This is a genomic window from Thermovenabulum gondwanense, assembly GCF_001601575.1.
Lineage (GTDB): Bacteria > Bacillota > Thermosediminibacteria > Thermosediminibacterales > Thermosediminibacteraceae > Thermovenabulum > Thermovenabulum gondwanense.
Genome location: NZ_LOHZ01000028.1, coordinates 19,038 through 36,935 on the forward strand (window position 1 = coordinate 19,038; position 17,898 = coordinate 36,935).

Below are 17,898 nucleotides of genomic sequence, written 5' to 3' on the forward strand. Positions count from 1 at the left end.
TTTACTGTGGCGGATAATGAAAAAAATTTTAAGATCGATGTAAGGATAACCCAGGATGAAATGTCGGCTTATATCATTATTATTTCTAAAGAAGAAGAGGTTGCATTAAATGTAGAGGATGTGTTGAATGCATTAAAGGAAAAAGGGGTTATTTACGGGATTGATATCTCGGCTGTTGAAAGGGCAGTAAAGGAGAGGATTTTTAATACCGAAGTACAGGTGGCGAAGGGAAAGGAGCCGGTACCAGGTAAAAACGGTGATGTCAAATTTTACTTTGATTTAAAAAGGGAGTTCAAGCCTAAAATTAGCGAAGACGGCAGGGTAGATTTTCACGATTTAGGGTATATTACAAATGTTTTAAAAGGTCAACTCCTGGCGGAAAAAATTCCACCCACCAGGGGTATTCCCGGATATACAGTTAAAGGAAGAATTATTCCGGCAAAGGATGGTAAGGAGCCAAAACTTTTCCCCGGTAAAAATGTTATTTTTTCTGAAGACAGGAATAAATTATTCTCCCTTATTGATGGTTCTCCCGTTTTCCACGATGGAAAATTAAGCGTTAACCCGGTTTTTGAAATAAAAGGTGATATTGGTCCTAAAACCGGAAATATTGATTTTTTGGGAAGTTTAAAGATTTACGGCAATGTACTTACAGGATACAGAGTAAAAGCCCAGGGCGACATAGAAATAGAGGGTTATGTGGAAGGTGCTCAAATCCATTCCGAAGGAAGGGTGCTGATAAAGGGAGGGGTAAAGGGAGGGGGAAAGGGGATAATTAAAGCTCTTTCCGATGTTACGATAAAATTTATCGAAAACGGCTACATAGAAACAAAAGGAAATATTTATATTACCGATTCTGCCATGCACAGCGTACTGATTGCCGGTGGAAGGATAGAAATTACCGGGAAGAAAGGTCTTCTCGTGGGAGGAAGAATCTCGGCCTATGAGGGCATTGTGGCCAGGATAATAGGTTCTCCCTTCGCGACAATAACGGAAATTGAGGTAGGTGTAAATCCTTTTTTGAATATTAGATTGCAGGAAGCGATTAATAAAATTAAGAATACGGAATACGAACTGGCAAAGGTGGAAAGGGCTATACTTCTTTTTGAAGCTATGAAAGATAGCGGAAAAATTTCTCAGGAAAATTACTCGGCTTTAGAAAAACTTTACAAAACAAGGGATTCTTTGAAACAAGGATTAAGCGATATAGATGAAGAGAAAAAGATTTTAGAGGAAGAGGTAAAAAAAGTATCATCGGCGAGGATAGTGACTAAGGAAACGGTATACCCCGGTGTATGTATAAAAATTGGTAATGGAATTCTGCGGGTCAAAGATAATATGGAAAGGGTGGTTTTTTATAATAAAGAGGGAAGTATATTAATTGAAAAATACATATAAAAGGGATAATATTTTACTTTCCTCCCTTCCGGTGCTATATTTTAATTGAGGGGAGGTATTTTTTTGGAAAAGGCACTGAGTTTTTCCTTTCAAAACGCAAAACGTCTTCAGCAAATTGTAAACACAGTTTTTAAATACGGTTTTGGGTATATATTAACAAGGATAGGTGTAGTAAAATTTATACCCAAGATCAAAACCGTGGATGAAAAAGTAAGTACTCCCGTTAGAGTAAGATTAATGCTGGAAGAACTTGGTCCCACCTTCGTGAAATTAGGACAAATTTTAAGCATGAGACCGGACTTATTGCCGGAAGATTATATAATGGAATTAAAAAAATTACAGGATGAAGTGCCCGGTGTTGATTTTCCATACATTAAGTCTTTAATCGAATCGGAGCTTGGGAAGAAATTAGAGGATATTTTTGATTATTTTGAAGAACAGCCAAAAGCAGCAGCATCCATTGCCCAGGTTCACAGGGCAAGGTTAAAAAGTAAAGAAGAAGTGGTGGTAAAGGTTCAAAGACCGGATATTGAGAAGATAATAAATTCCGACCTGGAAATAATGTTTCATGCTGCCCGACTTTTAGAAAGGTATGTCCCTGAAAGTCGGTTATACGACCCCGTTGGAATTGTAGAAGAATTTTCGGAAGAAATAAAAAATGAACTGGATTTTCTAAGGGAAGGCTGGAATGTAGAAAGGTTCAGAAAAAATTTTAAAGGAGACGATTCGGTATATGTTCCAAAGGTTTACTGGGAATATACCACAAAAAAAATACTTGTAATGGAATATATTGATGGAATAAAAATAAAGGATATAAAGAGCATTGAAGAACATGGTTTTTCAAAAAAAGAACTGGCGGAAAAAGGAATAAGAGCGGTGCTAAAGCAGGTTTTCAAACATGGATTTTTCCATGCAGACCCTCATGGCGGGAATATTATTCTAACGAAAGATGGGCGGATTGCCTTCATAGATTTCGGGATAATGGGAAGACTGGATAATTTTTATAAATACAAATTGCTGGAACTTATACAGGGAGCCATCAGCAAAAATATAGACAAGGTTTGTGATGTGCTTTTGGAGATCGGATTTATTGAGGGGAAGATCGATTACTCCCGGTTACGATGGGATGTGGAAGATGTTATTGAAAGATTCTACGGGAAGACTTTAAAAGAAATAAATATGTCAGAAATGCTTCCACAAATGCTGAAATTATCTCAAAAGCACAGGGTAAAGGTGCCCTCAAATTTGATTTTGCTGATAAAAGCGGTAATTACCGCAGAAGGTCTCGGGAAAGAGCTTTATCCCGATTTTGATATTGTCAGTGTGGCCAAGCCCTATGTATACGAGCTAATAATTTCCAATTACAGCCCTGAAAGGGTAATTAAAAATGCCGGTGAGGAACTGAGAAAATTTCAAAAAGCAATTAAAGGGATTCCAGAAATTATAAATAAACTGAATAACAAATTGGCCGAGGACAATATTAAGATCGATTTTGAATACAGAGGGTTAGAAAAATTTGCCTTTGAGCTGAGTAAAATGGTGAACCGGCTGGTAATAGGGATAATAGTATCGGCAATAATTGTAGCTTCTTCTTTAATTATTCGTGCTAACGTAGGTCCTATGATTTTCGGTATTTCTGCAATTGGGATGCTGGGATATATGTTAGCAGCGTTTTTCGGTTTTATGATTTTGATTTCAATTCTACGAACGGGATAAATTTATAGACTGTTAAGGTTATTAGTGATAGAATAGAAAGGAAATTACATATTTTTGGGGGAGGCTTAACCGGAGATGAAGTTAAAACTTTTCAAAAGAGCGGTTTTGGCTGTTATTATTGTTTTCTTTTTATTTGTTTTTTCCTGCCCGGTAACCGCTCAGGAAAACAGTGATAATTCTATTCCGCCGGAAATAGATTTTTTAAAACAGCTTGCCGATTTTATCGAAAGCAGCTATCCTTATGATGTAAACAGGCTGGATATCATTAAAGGAGCTATAAAGGGCATGGTGGAATCACTGAATGACCCCTATTCTGAGTATTTTTCACCAGAGGACCTCAAGGATTTTGAGGATACCACTACCGGCGTGTTTGGCGGTATAGGAGTTGTAATTACATCTAAGGATAATTTTATTACAGTTGTCACCGTTCTTGAAAATTCTCCGGCGATGAGAGCGGGAATAAAGCCGAATGATAGAATAGTAGAGGTGGATGGGCAGGATATTAGGGGTATTTCAAGTTCCGAAGCTTCAAAGTTAATAAGGGGAAAGGAAGGTACCACCGTTCGGTTGGGCATAATGAGAGAAGGGCAAAAGGATGTAATAAGGTTAAATATCACCCGGGAAATAATTAAGGTTAATCCTATAGAATATAAAATCTTAGAAGAAGGGATAGGATATATTAAAATCAGCGAATTTAATGAAAATACTTCGGACAATGTAGCAAAGGCTATAGACTTTTTCAAAAAAAGCAATGTTAAATATCTTATTCTTGATCTAAGAAATAATCCTGGAGGGCTTCTGGATGAAGCGGTAGAAGTGGCAAAATACTTTGTACCCCGCGGTCCTATCGTGAAGGTTATTTACAAGAACGGTGCGGAAGAAGTTTATCAATCGGATAGGGATCCGGAACAGTTTAATCTATCTGTTCTTGTAAATGGAGGCTCCGCCAGTGCTGCAGAAATTCTTGCCGGTGCTATAAAGGACAGGAATGCAGGAATAGTTTTAGGAGAGAAAACTTTTGGTAAAGCCACCGTACAGAGAGTTATAGATTTGGGGGAACTGGGCGGTATTAAACTTACGGTAGCAAGATACGTTACTCCTAACGGAACGGATATTAATAAAACCGGAATAAAACCCGATGTGGAAATAAAAATGGAAGAAGAAAAAAAGGTGGAATTCACTCCGCTAAAAGGGGATAAGCCTTTAAAAATTGGAAGTATCGGACTTGATGTAATGGGACTTCAGGAAAGGCTTGCATACTTGAATATTTTACCTCTGAAAGCGGATGGAATATTCGGCCCAAAAACTAAAAAAGCTGTGGAGACCTTCCAGCGGATGAGCGGATTAAAGGTCAACGGAATTGTAGATGTTAATTTTATTAAAAAATTAAACAGCGCAATCGAAGAGAAGATAAATAAAAAACAGGATGTGCAATTAAACAAAACCTTAGAGATAATAAAAGCGAAAATAAAAAAGGCTGCTTAAAGCAGAGTTTCGTAACAGTATATAATTTTTTTTATCATTGTGTTATAATCAAATTTTTTAGGAAGCGTATCATACCCGGCTTCGGCCAATTTATAAGCCAGGCCGGGGTTTTTAATTATTTTTTTTAAGCAAAGGGCAAGGCTGAGGGGATCCTGATTTTTAAAAAGAAGGCCGTTTTCCATATCCTTTATTATCTCCGGAATTCCTCCGGTATTGGATGCGATTACAGCTTTTTTTAAACTGAATGCCTCCAGCAGGGAAATTCCGAAGCCCTCCATTCTTGATGGTAAAACCAGAATATCACACCTACTCATAACCTCGTATATATTTTCCAGTTGACCTAAAAATACTATGTAATCCCCTAAATCGAGCTTAACGGAGAGTTTTTTTAATTTTTTTTCTTCGGGGCCGTTTCCGGCAATGTAGAATTTAATATCTTTCGGGGTAAGATTCAATTCATCTTTTAAAATTTTTGCGGCTTTTATCAGCACATCCACCCCTTTTTCACGGGTTAGTCTTGAGGGACAAAGAACCTTTATCTTACTGGAAAATAAAGGGTTTAAAGCATATATATTACTGCTGATTTTATATTCCGGAAGGGAATTGTATATTACACAAATTTTGTTTTTGCTCAACCTGTATCTGAAAATTAGCTCATTCTTTACGGCTTCCGAAACTGCTATAACCAGATCACATTTTTTGAGGAAAAATAAGCAGATCGGATGACCTTTCGGTATGTTATGGATGGTGGCGACTAATCTTACCCCGCTTAAATATTTAACGAATATACATATTAATGTGGCCAAGAAGCCGTGAGAATGTATAAGATGGATTTTTTCTTTTTTTATAATATGAAGGATTAGTATTAAGATTTTTAAACATTCTTTTATGTTATATACATTCTTAAGGCTTATTTCAAAAAATTTTTCTACATTGCCATCCAAATTAGGGTGCAATATATCCTTTGGTCCTGCTAAAAAAATAGTGAAATTTTCTTTCATTAAGCCTTCAACAAGTAAATTTATATGGGTCCTCATCCCTCCTGTGCACTGCCTTACTACTATGAGTACTTTCTTATCCAATAATTCATCTCCTTTCTTCACACTCTTTTATGGATAGAATCAGCAAAGGAAGAAAGGAAAAAATCATCGAGGTAGCTGCTGCCACAATACCTGAGTCGTTAAATACCAAAGCAAGTAATGTTCCAAAATTTGCACCTTTTATTCCCTTAAAAAGGAACGGATAATCCTGGCTTAATTTTTTAAAAAGGCCTACTGGCCATTTTACTAAAATTAGAAGGGTTATAATGGAAAAAATTAATGCTTTAGTCCAGGGAGTATATTTAAATAGTCTGTAATTCATTAGAAGTTTTCTTGAAATAACAATAAAAAGGGGGTCAAATCCCTGGTCTTTCATTGAAAGAAAAAGCAAGGTAAAATGGGATGGAGGTCCATACAGAATAAAAATTAACAGAAAAAGACTAAAAATGATCGTTCCCAGCAGGATGTATTTTATAATTACCTTAAAATCGGTTTTTTTATAAAAATAAAGTACATATGTGTACAAAAAACCACCCAGAGCGGCAACACCCCCTCCGAAATTACTTCCGAAATTGGGAGAAAAGATTAATATAAATGTTACCAAAAAGAGGATAATCGAAATATTTTTTTTGCAATCATCTTTTAGCTTCAAAATTTCAAATAGCGATGAAATCCCTGTTATAATTGAAGAAAAAAATACTCCCATATATTCGTTTCCAATGCCGTAATACCTGGCACCTGCTATAACATCGTAACCCAGAATAGAAGTTTTCATCCAGTTAGCTCCCAGTAATAAATCTAAAAAAATGATTGAAGCAGTAAAAATACTTAAAAAGGCTATTGAGTAAAGGGGATTTTGAGAATTTTTAAATAACAAATACGGAATTAATATTACAGTTAAGGATGTAATCGCCCACAGGATAAATTTAATAAAAAGAGCAGGAAAGCCATAGATAAAAGGAAAAAGCATAGAAGCGGGGGATGAAAGGTTAAAGAGAAAGAAAAAAATCAAGAAGCCGGGCCTTATATCCAGCAACTTAAAAATATAGGACAAAAAAATTATAAGAGATAAAATATGTAAAAAAACATAGGTTTTTATAATATAAGGGCGTGCTGTGTAGTTTGCAGTTATTTTTTTATTAGAGTCCTGTAAAAAAGAAAGGGCATTTTCCGAATCCATTCCGTATATTCCGTATATGGCCTTTCCCAACATTGGATAGGGAGCATTTATGCCAAAAAAAGAAAGGATAGTAGGTGCAATATCTATATTGGCAACAATTCCTTTTCTTTTTGTTGTTTCAGAAGTTGCAAAACCGCTTTTTAAAATATTCCCTTTTAAAATTACAGGAGTTAAATACTCCCTGTTAATTAAACTTTTATAAGAAGGAAAAGGAGCTACGATCATTAGAAGTTCTTCGGAAAAGTCTACGGTATCAGCAACTTTACCTATGAAGCTGTCAGCCCTCAGGAGTGCATTAAGCCTTGTAGATTCTCCCTGATTTTTATCCGAAAATCTATAGCATTCGTCTGCCCTTACGGAATCACCTATGTATATTACTATTAACCCTCCGAGGGATCTATATCTTAAATATTCCTGGAACAATTTTTCATAGTTTAGTGTCAAAAAAAAGGGAGATTCTTCATCGAATATATTAATTCCTTCCAATTTTCCCTCCATAATTTGCCCCTTCTCATCCATAGCGATGAGTGCGGCAAGCCGGTTCATTTCTTCCGCTTTATCTGCATTCCCCAGGAGGGAAACGGGAACGCCTTGTTTCTTTAAAGTTTCTCCCAGTAAACCGGGTATAATTTCGTGATCCTGTTTTAAATTTTCTTCGATTATTAAGGGTATTTCGGGAACCAGAATTTTACCGTAGACCTCATTTCCGGTAAAGCTTTTGTAAATCTTACCTGCATTAAATGAATTGTAAATTTCATAATTCATTAAAGCGATTTTTCCTTTACCCGAAGCCGAAGCTCTTGTACCGGCACCAATGGTAAGATAGCTCCCGGCGGGTTCATAATTTCCGGCACATCTTGTGTTCATCAAGCCTGTTACTCCGCTGAAGGCAATTTTTTTTAAATTGGGTAGTTTTTCTATATCGTTTATACTTATCCTGTCCAGAATTATAAGAGTGCAAATTTTATTTTTTGCGAGGGGATTAGCCGAGGAAAATGTCGGGATAAAAATAAAAAAATAAACAAGGGATACTATTATAATTTTTTTCAAAAGTTTATATCTCAAGGTCCATCACCTGTTTTTTTTTTAAATAGTATCCCTTGTATCTTTCAATATCATTCAGTTTTTATTAACGAAATAGAATTTCCTTTCATAATATAGAATTTAGATGAGTTTATTGATATTTTGGAGGTGGAGATGTTGCTCAACGGAATCCTGGGATCAGCTGCAGCAGGACTAATTACTACACTGGGAGCTTTTTTTGTATTTTTTAAAAAGGAATATAACAAAAATCTTGAAAGAATATTCATAGGATTTGCAGCGGGTATTATGCTTGCTGCTTCGATCTTCAGCTTACTGTTACCTTCTATTGAAAAAAGCAATGTATATCTTTCTTCTTTGGGTTTTTTAAAGGGAGCCTTTGCCGTGTACATTCTGGATAAAATAATAGTTAAATACTATTTTAAAAAGGAAAACAAGGAAGATGTGGAAATAAATAAAATTGCCCTTTTCATCCTCGCCATAGTAATTCACAATTTCCCGGAAGGCTTGGCAGTGGGGATAGCGTTTTATCAAGATACGTTTTCTGCAGCCCTTGCCCTTGCCTTGGGGATAGCGATACAAAATATACCTGAAGGTTCGGCGGTGGCTTTTAGCCTTATAAAGTTAAATTACAGCAGGGTTAAAATAGTTATGGTAACTACCTTAACCGGGCTTGCTGAACCCGTGGGAGCCATGATTGGATTAATTTTCAGAAATATACCACTATATTTACCATTTATGATGGCTTTTGCGGCAGGTTCAATGGTCTATGTGATAATCAGCGAGCTAATTCCCGAATTTTTTAGAGATGAAAAAGATAGAAAAATAGGTTCGATTGCGGTTGTAATAGGGTTCATTATTATGATGTTGATGGATAGCATTAATTTTTAAAAGGATTATTCATCTTTTATTTTTCTCCAATGATATAAATATAATGGGATACAGATCAATAAGAAGGCAATTTCTTTCAGCGTTCGTTTTATAGCGTAGATTTTTTGCCGTTTTTGTTCGTTCTGAATTTGCTCCTGCTGCATTTTAATGAATTCTTCTAAGCTAACGGATTTTTTAATAAATTCATCTCCCTGGTACATTCTCACCATGTCAATTTTCGCAGGAGTATAGGTGGTGGGGAATATTATTTCGGTTGCATCGTAAACTAATTGGGCGGCATTATAAATGATGATCATTAATGTAACAAAACATACAAGATAAAAATAAATACTTTTAAAATTTCTTAAAATACCCGATCTTTTTTCATTTTCCATATATCTCACCCTTATTCCCATTGTTAAGATAATTATACCTTTATTTATAAATTCCTTAAATACTTTTTCTCTGAAATATATATTGATAAATTTTTGAAAAACTGATAATTTATATTAAAATAATCAGAAATCGAAAGAGGGATAAATAATGGAGGAGTATTTACAAATTCATAAAAGGGCCTTTGTATTTGACGCTCACTGCGATACGGTGCTATCAATATTAGATGGCAGGGGAAGTTTGAAAAACGGGATTAAAAATGGCCATATAGATATAGAAAAATTAAAAACAGGTGGGATAAAAGCTCAGGTTTTTTCGGTTTTTGTCCGGCCGGAGTGGTACGCTAATCCGGTTTTACATACTTTAAAAGCAATTTCGGTATTGAAAAAAGAATTTGAAGAAAACAGGGATGAGATTGAGCTTGCTAATTCCTATAAGGACATTTTAAGGATAAATAGAGAGGGGAAAATTTCTGCTCTGTTAAGCATAGAAGGTGGAGAGGCCATAGCCGGTGAAATTGATCTGCTTGGAATATACAGGGAACTTGGGGTAACTTCGATGATTCTTACCTGGAATAACAGGAATCAAATAGCCGATGGAGCCGGAGAAAGAAGATCAAAAGGAGGTCTTTCGGATTTCGGCTATGAAGTGGTAAAACAAATGGAGAGGCTGGGAATGGTAGTGGACCTTTCCCATATTTCTCCGGAGGGTTTCTGGGATGTAATTTCTATAGTAGAAAAACCCGTGATTGTTTCTCACTCAATTCCCAGAAGAATGAGGGATATCCCCAGAAATTTAGATGATGAACAAATAAAAGCAATTGCGGAAAAAGATGGGGTAATTGGGGCAGGTTTTTATTTTTCCAGCTACAAAGGGGTGCAGGCAAGATTAGAAGATGTTCTTGATGAAATAGAGTATTTTGTAAAAATCGGTGGGGTAGACCATGTGGGAATTGGTTCGGATTTTGATGGCATTGATGTGCCGATAATAGGCCTGGAGGATGCGAGCAAAATGCCGGAAATTACTAAGGGTTTGATAAAAAGGGGGTTTAAAGAAAGCGAAATATTAAAGATACTTGGTGAAAATTTTCTGAGGGTTTTTAAAGAGGTACAGGAACAGGGAGGAGTGTGAAACCTTTGCGAGTAGGGGCACATATTTCAATTTCAAAAGGTTATTTTCATGCCGTTAAAGAAGCCCTATCCATCGGAGCTAATACAATGCAATTTTTCACCCGAAATCCGAGAGGGGGAGCGGTAAAGGCACTGGATGAGGAAGACATAAGGAAAATGAAAATTTTGAGGGAGCAGGAAAGTTTCGGACCGCTTGTTGCCCACGCACCCTATACTTTGAATCTGGCAACGGATAAACAGGAAGGCATGGAATTTACAAAAAGGGTATTAGAAGACGACATAATACGGTTAGCAAAAGCCGGGGCGGAGTTTCTCGTTTTACATCCGGGTAGCCATACAGGGCAAGGAATAGAAAAGGGAATGGAACGGATTGCAGGAATTTTAAAGGAAGTGGTGAAAGCTCATTCGGGAGTTACCGTTTTACTTGAAACCATGGCGGGAGCGGGGAGTGAAGTGGGATATACCTTTGAACAGCTTTACGATATAATGGATAAAACGGGGAAACCCGAAATTTTTGGGGTTTGCATCGATAGCTGCCACTTATACGGCGCCGGCTACGATGTGGTGGATAAATTGGATGAGGTGTTGAGTGAATTCGATAAAATCTTGGGATTGGGGAAATTAAAGGCTGTTCATTTAAATGACAGCAAATATGGTCTTGGACAAAGAAAGGACAGGCATGCAAATTTAGGAGAAGGAGTTCTTGGTTTAAATACTATAAAAAAAATAATTACCCATCCCTTTTTGAAAGACAAACCTTTTTTACTGGAAACCCCGGGAGGGCTCGAAAATTATAAAAAGGAAATAGAGTTATTGAAGCAAATGGCCCAAGACCCGAAAGATTAAGGAGGGCAAAATGGAACAAAAGGAGAGAGCAATGAAAATAATAGAAGAACTTATTCCTTTCTACCCTGCTAAAACTGCTTTAAATTTTAAAAATCCTTTTCAACTATTGATAGCAACAATATTATCTGCTCAGTGTACAGATAACAGGGTAAACCGGGTGACGGAAAGGCTCTTCAAAAAATATAAAACTCCCCAAGACCTTGCGATTTCAAATCTAAAAGAACTGGAAGAGGATATAAAGGAACTCGGGCTTTTTAAATCAAAGGCAAAAAATATTAAAGAGGCTTCAAAAATGATTTGTGAAAAATATGATGGCAATGTTCCGGATTGTTTTGAAGAACTTGTAAAACTTCCCGGTGTTGGAAGAAAAACTGCAAATGTGGTTCTGGCTAATGCGTTTAATAAACCGGCATTAGCGGTTGATACACATGTTTTCAGGGTTTCGCGAAGATTGGGTTTATCTTCCGGAGAAACCCCGGAAAAGGTGGAAAAGGACCTCGTGAGATTATTTCCCGAAGAGTTATGGAATACCGTTCACCACCTTTTAATAAGGCATGGCAGGCAGTGCTGCAGGGCAAGAAAACCTTTATGCCAGCAGTGTGCCGTATCTAAGTGGTGCAATCATTTTAACAATAATTAGGTAGTGGAGGGATTTTATGGATTACGAAAAATATGTATCGACAAAAGTAAAACAAGTGGAATTTTCTACAATCCGTCATTTTTTTAACCTGGTTTATCAGATGCCCGATGCTATTTCCCTTTGTATTGGAGAGCCCGATTTTTCTACCCCTCTTCATATCAGGGAATCTGCTAAGGTAGCGCTGGATAGTTATAATTTAGGATATACGCCCAATCCGGGTTTGCCGGAGCTTAGAAAAGCTATATCCGAATATTTAGAGGTGAGGTTTGGATTAAAATACAGGCCGGACACCGAAATAATTGTAACAATAGGTGCCAGTGAAGCAATTGACATTGCCCTCAGGACCATAATAAATCCCGGTGATGAAGTTTTAATACCCGTACCTTCTTTTATCGCATATAAACCCTGCACCCAGCTGGCAGAGGGGGTACCTGTATTTGTCCCTACATATTTCGAGGATGAATTCAAGCTCAAAAAAGATGTTCTGGAAAAATACATTACAAAAAATACTAAAGCCCTGATATTGCCTTACCCCAACAATCCCACGGGTGCAGTACTGACGAAAAAAGACTTAGAGGAAATCGCAGAGGTGGTTGAAAAATACGACTTGCTGGTGATTTCCGACGAGGTTTACGCAGAGTTAACCTATGAACAGGATCATATCCCCTTTGCAGCTATTATGGGAATGAGGGAAAGAACCATTACCATTAACGGATTTTCTAAGTCCTTCTCAATGACCGGCTGGAGACTTGGATTTATAGCTGCTCCCGGAGGGCTTGCCCGGGAAATTTTAAAGGTGCATCAGTACAGCGTGACCTGTGCATCCACCATTTCCCAGTTTGCGGGTATAGAGGCATTAAAACACGGCAAAAAAGACGTGGAAGAAATGCGCGGTGAATACGATAGAAGGAGAAAGTTTCTTTTTAATAGTTTGATTAATTTAGGCTTTGACTGCATTGAACCCAAAGGAGCGTTTTATATATTTCCTTCGATAAAGAAATTTGGAATTTCCGATACGGAATTTGCTGAAAGATTGCTGAAAGAGGAGAAGTTGGCGGTGGTGCCGGGAAGTGCTTTTGGAGATGGCGGAGAGGGGTTTATCAGGATAGCTTATTCCACTTCAATGGAAAACCTGAAAGAGGCAGTTATCAGAATAGAAAAATTTATTAATGGTTTAAAATAGGTGGTAAAAATGCAAAAAAAATACGTAATCTTCGACGTGGATGGAACGCTGATAGCCAGCGAACATGTAACCTTAGAAAGTCTCAAGGTAACAATGAAAGACCTCTATGAGAGAGATTTAGAGGATGAAGAAATTGAATTCGCCATCTGGCTTCCGGGACAGTATTCCTTAGAAAAATTAAAAATTGAAAGAGTTGAGGAAACTTTAAGGATTTGGTTTGAAAACATAAAAAGATTTGCCCATAAAGCTTATTTATACCCCGGGGTAAAGGAACTTTTACAAAAATTAAAATTACAGGGCTTCAAACTGGGAATAGTTTCGGCCAGATACGATTACGAAATCTTTGAAGATGATAAATTAAAAGAAGTATTGGAATACTTTGATGTTATTGTACCTTACAGCAGCCATTTAAAACCTAAACCCCATACCGATCAATTGGAAATTGCCTTAAGAAAGTTAAAGGCATTAAAAAGCGAAGCGGTATATGTGGGGGATACCATGGTGGATTATGAATGTGCTAAAAATGCCGGGGTGGATTTTATCCTTGCCAATTGGGGGGAAAGGGATAAGTTAAAATATTTTGAAGAAAAACCTGTTAAAATATGCAGGAAGCCACAGGAATTATGGAATTATTTAAAGTAAAAAGCGAAGCTCAAAGCTTCGCTTTTTTATATATTTTTTGTTAATAAATTTTCAGTTAATTATTGATAATAAGGACGACATATGATATATTTATATAAACAAACAAAACATAAATTCATCATAATAATATTCGTATATAAACGAACAATTGAATTTTTACATAGTTCTAATATAGATAAATCAGCCGCAAAATAATTTACACCGGTTAACAAGGCGGAGGTAATTATATGAAAGATAAATATGGATTTCCTTTAACAAAGATAGGAATCATAGGTGGGGGACAATTAGCTAAAATGATGGCGCAGAGCGCAAAAAGGATGGGCTTTTTTGTTTTGGTACTGGATCCGGCACCTGATTGCCCGGCATCTTCAGTTTGTGACAGGGTTTTGGTGGGGGATTTCTACGATGACAACAAAATAAGAGAAATTGCGGAGGCAAGTGAAGTAATCACTTATGATATTGAACATATAGCTACTCGCATCTTAAAAATACTTATGGATGAAGGATATAAAATTTTTCCTTCGCCGGCGTTGCTGGAAATAATCCAGGATAAATTTTTACAAAAACAGGTCTTATATGCTGCGGGAATTCCGGTCCCAAAGTTTAAATTGCTTGAATCTTTGGAACCAGGCAGTTTTAAAAGTTTTGGCTTTCCCTGTGTTCAAAAAGCAAGAAAAGGTGGATACGACGGCAGGGGAGTCCAGGTAATTAGAGGTTATGAGGACCTTAAAAACATTTTAAAAGTGGAATCATATTTAGAAGAGTATGTGGATATTGAAAAAGAACTTGCAGTAATTGTGGCAAGAAGCAGTAAGGGAGAAGTAAAATGTTACCCGGTGGTGGAGATGATTTTTGATGAACAAGCGAATATATGCGATATGGTTATTGCACCCGCGAGAATTTCTGAGGATGTAAAGGAAGAGGCTAAAGCAGTTGCGGTAAAAACGGTGGAAATATTAAATGGAATAGGCGTTTTTGGCATAGAATTGTTTCTGACTAAGGATAAAAAAATACTGGTAAATGAGGTGGCGCCGAGACCTCACAATTCCGGACATTATACCATTGAAGCATGTATTACAAGCCAGTTTGAACAACATATTAGAGCAATAACGGGTTTGCCCCTTGGAAGCACAAAATTACTTATGCCGGCTGTGATGGCAAATTTACTGGGAGAAAAGGGATATGAAGGTCCTCCATTAATTGAGGGTCTAAAAGAAGCCCTTTCGATAGAAGGTTTATCCTTTCATTTTTACGGGAAAAGCATGACCAAACCCTTTAGAAAGATGGGGCATATTACAATTCTCGATGAAAATATAGAAAAAGCTATAGAAAAGGCTGTAAAGGCAAAAAAATTACTAAAAATAACATCGGAGGTAAGAAAATGAAAAAGCCTTTAGTAGGTATCATAATGGGCAGTGATTCCGATTTGCCTGTAATGAAAGAAGCGGCGGAGGTCCTTGAATACTTCGAAATTGAATACGAAATGACCATTGTATCAGCTCATAGAACGCCGGAAAGAATGTTTGATTACGCGAGAAGCTGTGCCGATAGGGGATTGGAGGTTATAATAGCTGGAGCCGGTGGAGCGGCTCACCTGCCGGGTATGGTGGCTTCAATAACATGCCTTCCGGTAATCGGAGTTCCCGTAAAAACTTCTGCATTACAGGGTTTGGATTCCCTTCTTTCGATTGTTCAAATGCCGGCAGGGGTACCGGTGGCTACCGTTGCCATTAACAATGCAAAAAATGCTGGTTTGCTGGCAGCGGAGATAATAGGAATAAAAATCCCCGAAGTTAGAAATAAAATAAAAGAATATAAGGAAAAGATGAGGCGGGAAGTGGAAGAAAAAGCAAGGAATTTGGAAGAAAAAGGGTACAGGGAGTATTTAAATGTGTAAATTGTAAAAAAAATGGGGGAAGGTGAAATAAAAATGGAAAAATTAGAGCTCCTTTACGAAGGTAAAGCCAAAAAGGTTTATAAAACTTCCGATCCATCCTTATTGATAATGGAATTTAAAGATGATGCCACAGCTTTTGATGGAAAGAAAAAAGGGGTAATAGAAGACAAAGGAATTTTAAACTGCAGAATTTCTACCATATTTTTTGAGCTTCTGGGGGAAAAAGGAATTGATACTCATTTTGTAAAAAGGCTAAATGACAGGGAGATGCTTGTAAAATCAGTTAAAATCCTCCCCATAGAAGTGATAGTGAGAAACATAGCCGCAGGAAGTATGGCCAAAAGATACGGTATTGAGGAAGGATTTGAATTGAAAAGGCCGGTTCTTGAATTCTGTTTAAAGGATGACAGATTGGGTGACCCCATGATTAACAATTACCACCTTATAGCCCTGGGGATAGCCAGAGAAGAACAATTAAAAAAGATAGAAGAGATGGCCTTCAATGTAAACAATATTTTAAAAGAATATTTAATGGCTAAAGGTATCCTCCTGGTGGACTTTAAACTCGAATTCGGGGAAAAGGACGGGAATATACTTCTGGCTGACGAAATTTCTCCCGATACCTGCCGTTTCTGGGACATTAATACAAAAGAAAAATTGGATAAAGATAGGTTCAGAAGGGACCTGGGTAATATTATAGAAGCCTACAGGGAAGTTTACAGCAGGTTAAAAAATTAAAGACTCACGGTAATATGTCAATACCCTAAAACTGGAAAATAAAATTATCAGGGCAAAAAAAGACAATAATATCCCTAGCCAATTAGTATGGAAAAAATTGGCACAGAAGAGGTCAAATAAGTTTTAAAAACAAAATTAACTCCTCACCGTCCCCTTGTAGATTTGGCCTTTGCTCAGCAGCGCAAAGACCAGCCTAACCAGTTTGCGGGCAGTCAATACCAGCGCCCTCTTATGCTGGTGCTTTTGCACCTCCTGATACTTGGTCTTGTAATAAGCCTTGTATTCCTCGTTGTGCACCCGCAACGAGTTTGCGGCCATGACCAAGTAATAGCGGAGGTATTTGTTCCCGCTCTTTGTCAAACGACGCTCTTCAGCGTCAAAATCGCCCGACTGATACCGGGTCCAGGTGAGGCCAGCATACTGAGCAAGAGAGGCTTCGTTCTTGAAACGCTTGATATCGCCTATTTCAGCGATTATTCCTGCAGCCGACACCTCGCCTAAACCCTTGACCGTAGTGAGAGTTTGAGGAATAGCCTTAAGCTCTCTAGAAATCACCTTATCAAGGCTTTTAATCTGCCTTTTGAGATGCTCAATGTTTTGAAGAGTTAAAGAAAGAGCTATCTCGCAGGCCTGCTGCATTTTAGAGTTTAGGCGGTAAGCACGCCTTGCGGCTTGCTTTAAGGCACTGGCGATTTCCTCGGAATTAGCGAACCTATTTTTTCCGTGGGACTGAATAAACTCCGCCAGTTCTTCTACGGATATTTGAGCTATCTCATCAGGAGTAAATTCTTTTAGGACCTCAACAGAAGCCTTGCCGAAGGCATTGCTGAAAGGGTTGTCCTGTTTGTAATTAGAAAACCTCAAAAAGAGGAGATTCAAAGCCCGATTTTTCTCCTCCACGAGGAGGTCGACAAGGTGTAATCTGAGCCTTGTAAGCTGGCGCAAAGGTGCTGTAACAGAAGCTTCATGGCTGTATGGAGTAAGATGTCCAAAGCGCAGCCTTTCAGCGATTATATAAGCGTCAATAGCATCGGTTTTAGGAAGTCTGGAGCCGAAAGCCTTTTTAAAGCCAGCCACAAGAGAAGGGTTAATTTCATACACCTGGACCGAAAAAGGCTTTAACTGAGGGGCATCCATAAGGAAATCTCGGAGTGGGATACTGAAGATAGAAGTAGCTTCTAATCCAAGGTTAAGCCGGGAGACATTGGACTTAGCTGCTAATGAAACTAAAGCATTTATCAACTCATTTGCGCCCTCGGCGTTATTAGGGAAAGACCTAGCGGGAGAAAGCTGGTTGCCATTTTCATCGATGCAAACGATATCCAGCTTAGAGGCGCTGACATCGATGCCTGCAAAGATGACCTGAGCCAACGGATATCCCTCCTTGAGTTGGCCAGGAGTAGGGGCGTGCCCTGCGGGTGCAGTACCTGACAGCCTCGCGGGCGATAAGAGCTTGACAGGACAACCGGGGGTGCACCCCTGGCCTGCTGTCCCCAGGGGCCGGAAGGCCTGCTGGCTCGGCTCACGAGTAAGAAACTAGTACTGCACCGCAGAGGTCTCACTCTTTACTGAGTAGTCCAGGTTTACCGGGCTACAGGGGGGATTAAGAGTGACCCCAGACCAACCCAAATTAATTTTCGCAAAGGCACACCTTATTATCAAGAAGCTATAAAAACTTCTTGATAATTTCTAAGACATA

At 38.0% G+C, this 17,898-nt stretch carries 16 protein-coding genes; 12 read left to right on the forward strand and 4 right to left on the reverse strand.

From position 1 onward, the window contains the following. Window positions 1-6 precede the first annotated feature (6 nt). The 3 genes from ATZ99_RS06120 to ATZ99_RS06130 all read left to right on the forward strand — a co-directional run bounded on the left by ATZ99_RS06120 (window position 7) and on the right by ATZ99_RS06130 (window position 4,599). Window positions 7-1,398 (forward strand): flagellar assembly protein A, encoded by a 1,392-nt coding sequence (locus ATZ99_RS06120; protein ID WP_068748363.1) that lies wholly within the window; start codon window positions 7-9, stop codon window positions 1,396-1,398. A gap of 63 nt (window positions 1,399-1,461) precedes the next feature. Beyond that, window positions 1,462-3,114, forward strand: coding sequence for a 2-polyprenylphenol 6-hydroxylase (gene ubiB / locus ATZ99_RS06125; RefSeq protein WP_083947388.1), 1,653 nt, complete (start codon window positions 1,462-1,464; stop codon window positions 3,112-3,114). Between the two features lie 75 nt (window positions 3,115-3,189). Next, window positions 3,190-4,599, forward strand: coding sequence for a S41 family peptidase (locus tag ATZ99_RS06130; RefSeq protein WP_068748364.1), 1,410 nt, complete (start codon window positions 3,190-3,192; stop codon window positions 4,597-4,599). On the opposite strand, the gene ATZ99_RS06135 is transcribed toward ATZ99_RS06130, so the two are convergent. Both ATZ99_RS06135 and ATZ99_RS06140 read right to left on the reverse strand, forming a co-directional pair. Further along, window positions 4,596-5,681, reverse strand: a complete 1,086-nt coding sequence (locus tag ATZ99_RS06135; RefSeq protein WP_068748365.1) for a glycosyltransferase family 4 protein — start codon at window positions 5,679-5,681, stop codon at window positions 4,596-4,598. The genes ATZ99_RS06130 and ATZ99_RS06135 overlap by 4 nt on opposite strands. 4 nt (window positions 5,682-5,685) lie before the next feature. Beyond that, complete coding sequence (locus tag ATZ99_RS06140) at window positions 5,686-7,884, reverse strand: hypothetical protein (protein WP_068748366.1); 2,199 nt, start codon at window positions 7,882-7,884, stop codon at window positions 5,686-5,688. Between the two features lie 132 nt (window positions 7,885-8,016). Between ATZ99_RS06140 and ATZ99_RS06145 the strand changes: the two genes are divergently transcribed. Then, window positions 8,017-8,751, forward strand: a complete 735-nt coding sequence (locus ATZ99_RS06145) for a ZIP family metal transporter (RefSeq protein WP_068748367.1) — start codon at window positions 8,017-8,019, stop codon at window positions 8,749-8,751. A gap of 5 nt (window positions 8,752-8,756) precedes the next feature. Here ATZ99_RS06145 and ATZ99_RS06150 read toward each other — a convergent pair whose 3' ends face one another. Continuing rightward, on the reverse strand, window positions 8,757-9,125 hold the full coding sequence (locus ATZ99_RS06150; protein ID WP_068748368.1) for a hypothetical protein: 369 nt from the start codon (window positions 9,123-9,125) through the stop codon (window positions 8,757-8,759). A gap of 148 nt (window positions 9,126-9,273) precedes the next feature. On the opposite strand from ATZ99_RS06150, the gene ATZ99_RS06155 reads away from it, so the two are divergent. The 8 genes from ATZ99_RS06155 (at window position 9,274) to purC (ending at window position 16,199) form a co-directional block, all read left to right on the forward strand. Continuing rightward, window positions 9,274-10,254, forward strand: coding sequence for a dipeptidase (locus ATZ99_RS06155; protein ID WP_068748369.1), 981 nt, complete (start codon window positions 9,274-9,276; stop codon window positions 10,252-10,254). Beyond that, on the forward strand, window positions 10,251-11,099 hold the full coding sequence (locus ATZ99_RS06160; RefSeq protein WP_245641323.1) for a deoxyribonuclease IV: 849 nt from the start codon (window positions 10,251-10,253) through the stop codon (window positions 11,097-11,099). The genes ATZ99_RS06155 and ATZ99_RS06160 overlap by 4 nt, the downstream gene beginning before the upstream one ends. Before the next feature lie 10 nt (window positions 11,100-11,109). Then, the gene (gene nth / locus ATZ99_RS06165) at window positions 11,110-11,739 is read left to right on the forward strand and encodes an endonuclease III (protein WP_068748370.1); all 630 of its coding nucleotides are present in this window, start codon (window positions 11,110-11,112) and stop codon (window positions 11,737-11,739) included. 16 nt (window positions 11,740-11,755) lie between these two features. Continuing rightward, window positions 11,756-12,922, forward strand: a complete 1,167-nt coding sequence (locus ATZ99_RS06170) for a pyridoxal phosphate-dependent aminotransferase (protein ID WP_068748371.1) — start codon at window positions 11,756-11,758, stop codon at window positions 12,920-12,922. A gap of 9 nt (window positions 12,923-12,931) precedes the next feature. After that, the gene (locus ATZ99_RS06175) at window positions 12,932-13,564 is read left to right on the forward strand and encodes an HAD family hydrolase (protein ID WP_068748372.1); all 633 of its coding nucleotides are present in this window, start codon (window positions 12,932-12,934) and stop codon (window positions 13,562-13,564) included. A 227-nt stretch (window positions 13,565-13,791) separates the two neighbouring features. Continuing rightward, complete coding sequence (locus tag ATZ99_RS06180; protein WP_068748373.1) at window positions 13,792-14,949, forward strand: 5-(carboxyamino)imidazole ribonucleotide synthase; 1,158 nt, start codon at window positions 13,792-13,794, stop codon at window positions 14,947-14,949. After that, window positions 14,946-15,461 carry a 5-(carboxyamino)imidazole ribonucleotide mutase gene (gene purE / locus ATZ99_RS06185; protein WP_068748374.1) on the forward strand — a complete coding sequence of 172 codons (516 nt, stop codon included), beginning with the start codon at window positions 14,946-14,948 and terminating at the stop codon, window positions 15,459-15,461. Before ATZ99_RS06180 ends, purE begins: the two co-directional genes overlap by 4 nt. 33 nt (window positions 15,462-15,494) lie before the next feature. Further along, window positions 15,495-16,199, forward strand: a complete 705-nt coding sequence (gene purC / locus ATZ99_RS06190; RefSeq protein ID WP_068748398.1) for a phosphoribosylaminoimidazolesuccinocarboxamide synthase — start codon at window positions 15,495-15,497, stop codon at window positions 16,197-16,199. Between the two features lie 135 nt (window positions 16,200-16,334). Here the strand turns inward: purC and ATZ99_RS06195 are convergent, their stop codons facing one another. Further along, window positions 16,335-17,570 carry an IS110 family RNA-guided transposase gene (locus ATZ99_RS06195; protein WP_068748375.1) on the reverse strand — a complete coding sequence of 412 codons (1,236 nt, stop codon included), beginning with the start codon at window positions 17,568-17,570 and terminating at the stop codon, window positions 16,335-16,337. Window positions 17,571-17,898 lie beyond the last annotated feature (328 nt).

Excerpts from the sequence above, each read along its gene's own strand:
- ATZ99_RS06130 (WP_068748364.1), top strand. The coding sequence starts at position 3,190 with ATGAAGTTAAAACTTTTCAAAAGAGCGGTTTTGGCTGTTATTATTGTT.
- ATZ99_RS06145 (WP_068748367.1), top strand. The coding sequence starts at position 8,017 with ATGTTGCTCAACGGAATCCTGGGATCAGCTGCAGCAGGACTAATTACT.
- ATZ99_RS06150 (WP_068748368.1), bottom strand. The coding sequence starts at position 9,125 with ATGGAAAATGAAAAAAGATCGGGTATTTTAAGAAATTTTAAAAGTATT.
- ATZ99_RS06155 (WP_068748369.1), top strand. The coding sequence starts at position 9,274 with ATGGAGGAGTATTTACAAATTCATAAAAGGGCCTTTGTATTTGACGCT.
- nth (WP_068748370.1), top strand. The coding sequence starts at position 11,110 with ATGGAACAAAAGGAGAGAGCAATGAAAATAATAGAAGAACTTATTCCT.
- ATZ99_RS06170 (WP_068748371.1), top strand. The coding sequence starts at position 11,756 with ATGGATTACGAAAAATATGTATCGACAAAAGTAAAACAAGTGGAATTT.
- ATZ99_RS06175 (WP_068748372.1), top strand. The coding sequence starts at position 12,932 with ATGCAAAAAAAATACGTAATCTTCGACGTGGATGGAACGCTGATAGCC.
- ATZ99_RS06180 (WP_068748373.1), top strand. The coding sequence starts at position 13,792 with ATGAAAGATAAATATGGATTTCCTTTAACAAAGATAGGAATCATAGGT.
- purE (WP_068748374.1), top strand. The coding sequence starts at position 14,946 with ATGAAAAAGCCTTTAGTAGGTATCATAATGGGCAGTGATTCCGATTTG.
- purC (WP_068748398.1), top strand. The coding sequence starts at position 15,495 with ATGGAAAAATTAGAGCTCCTTTACGAAGGTAAAGCCAAAAAGGTTTAT.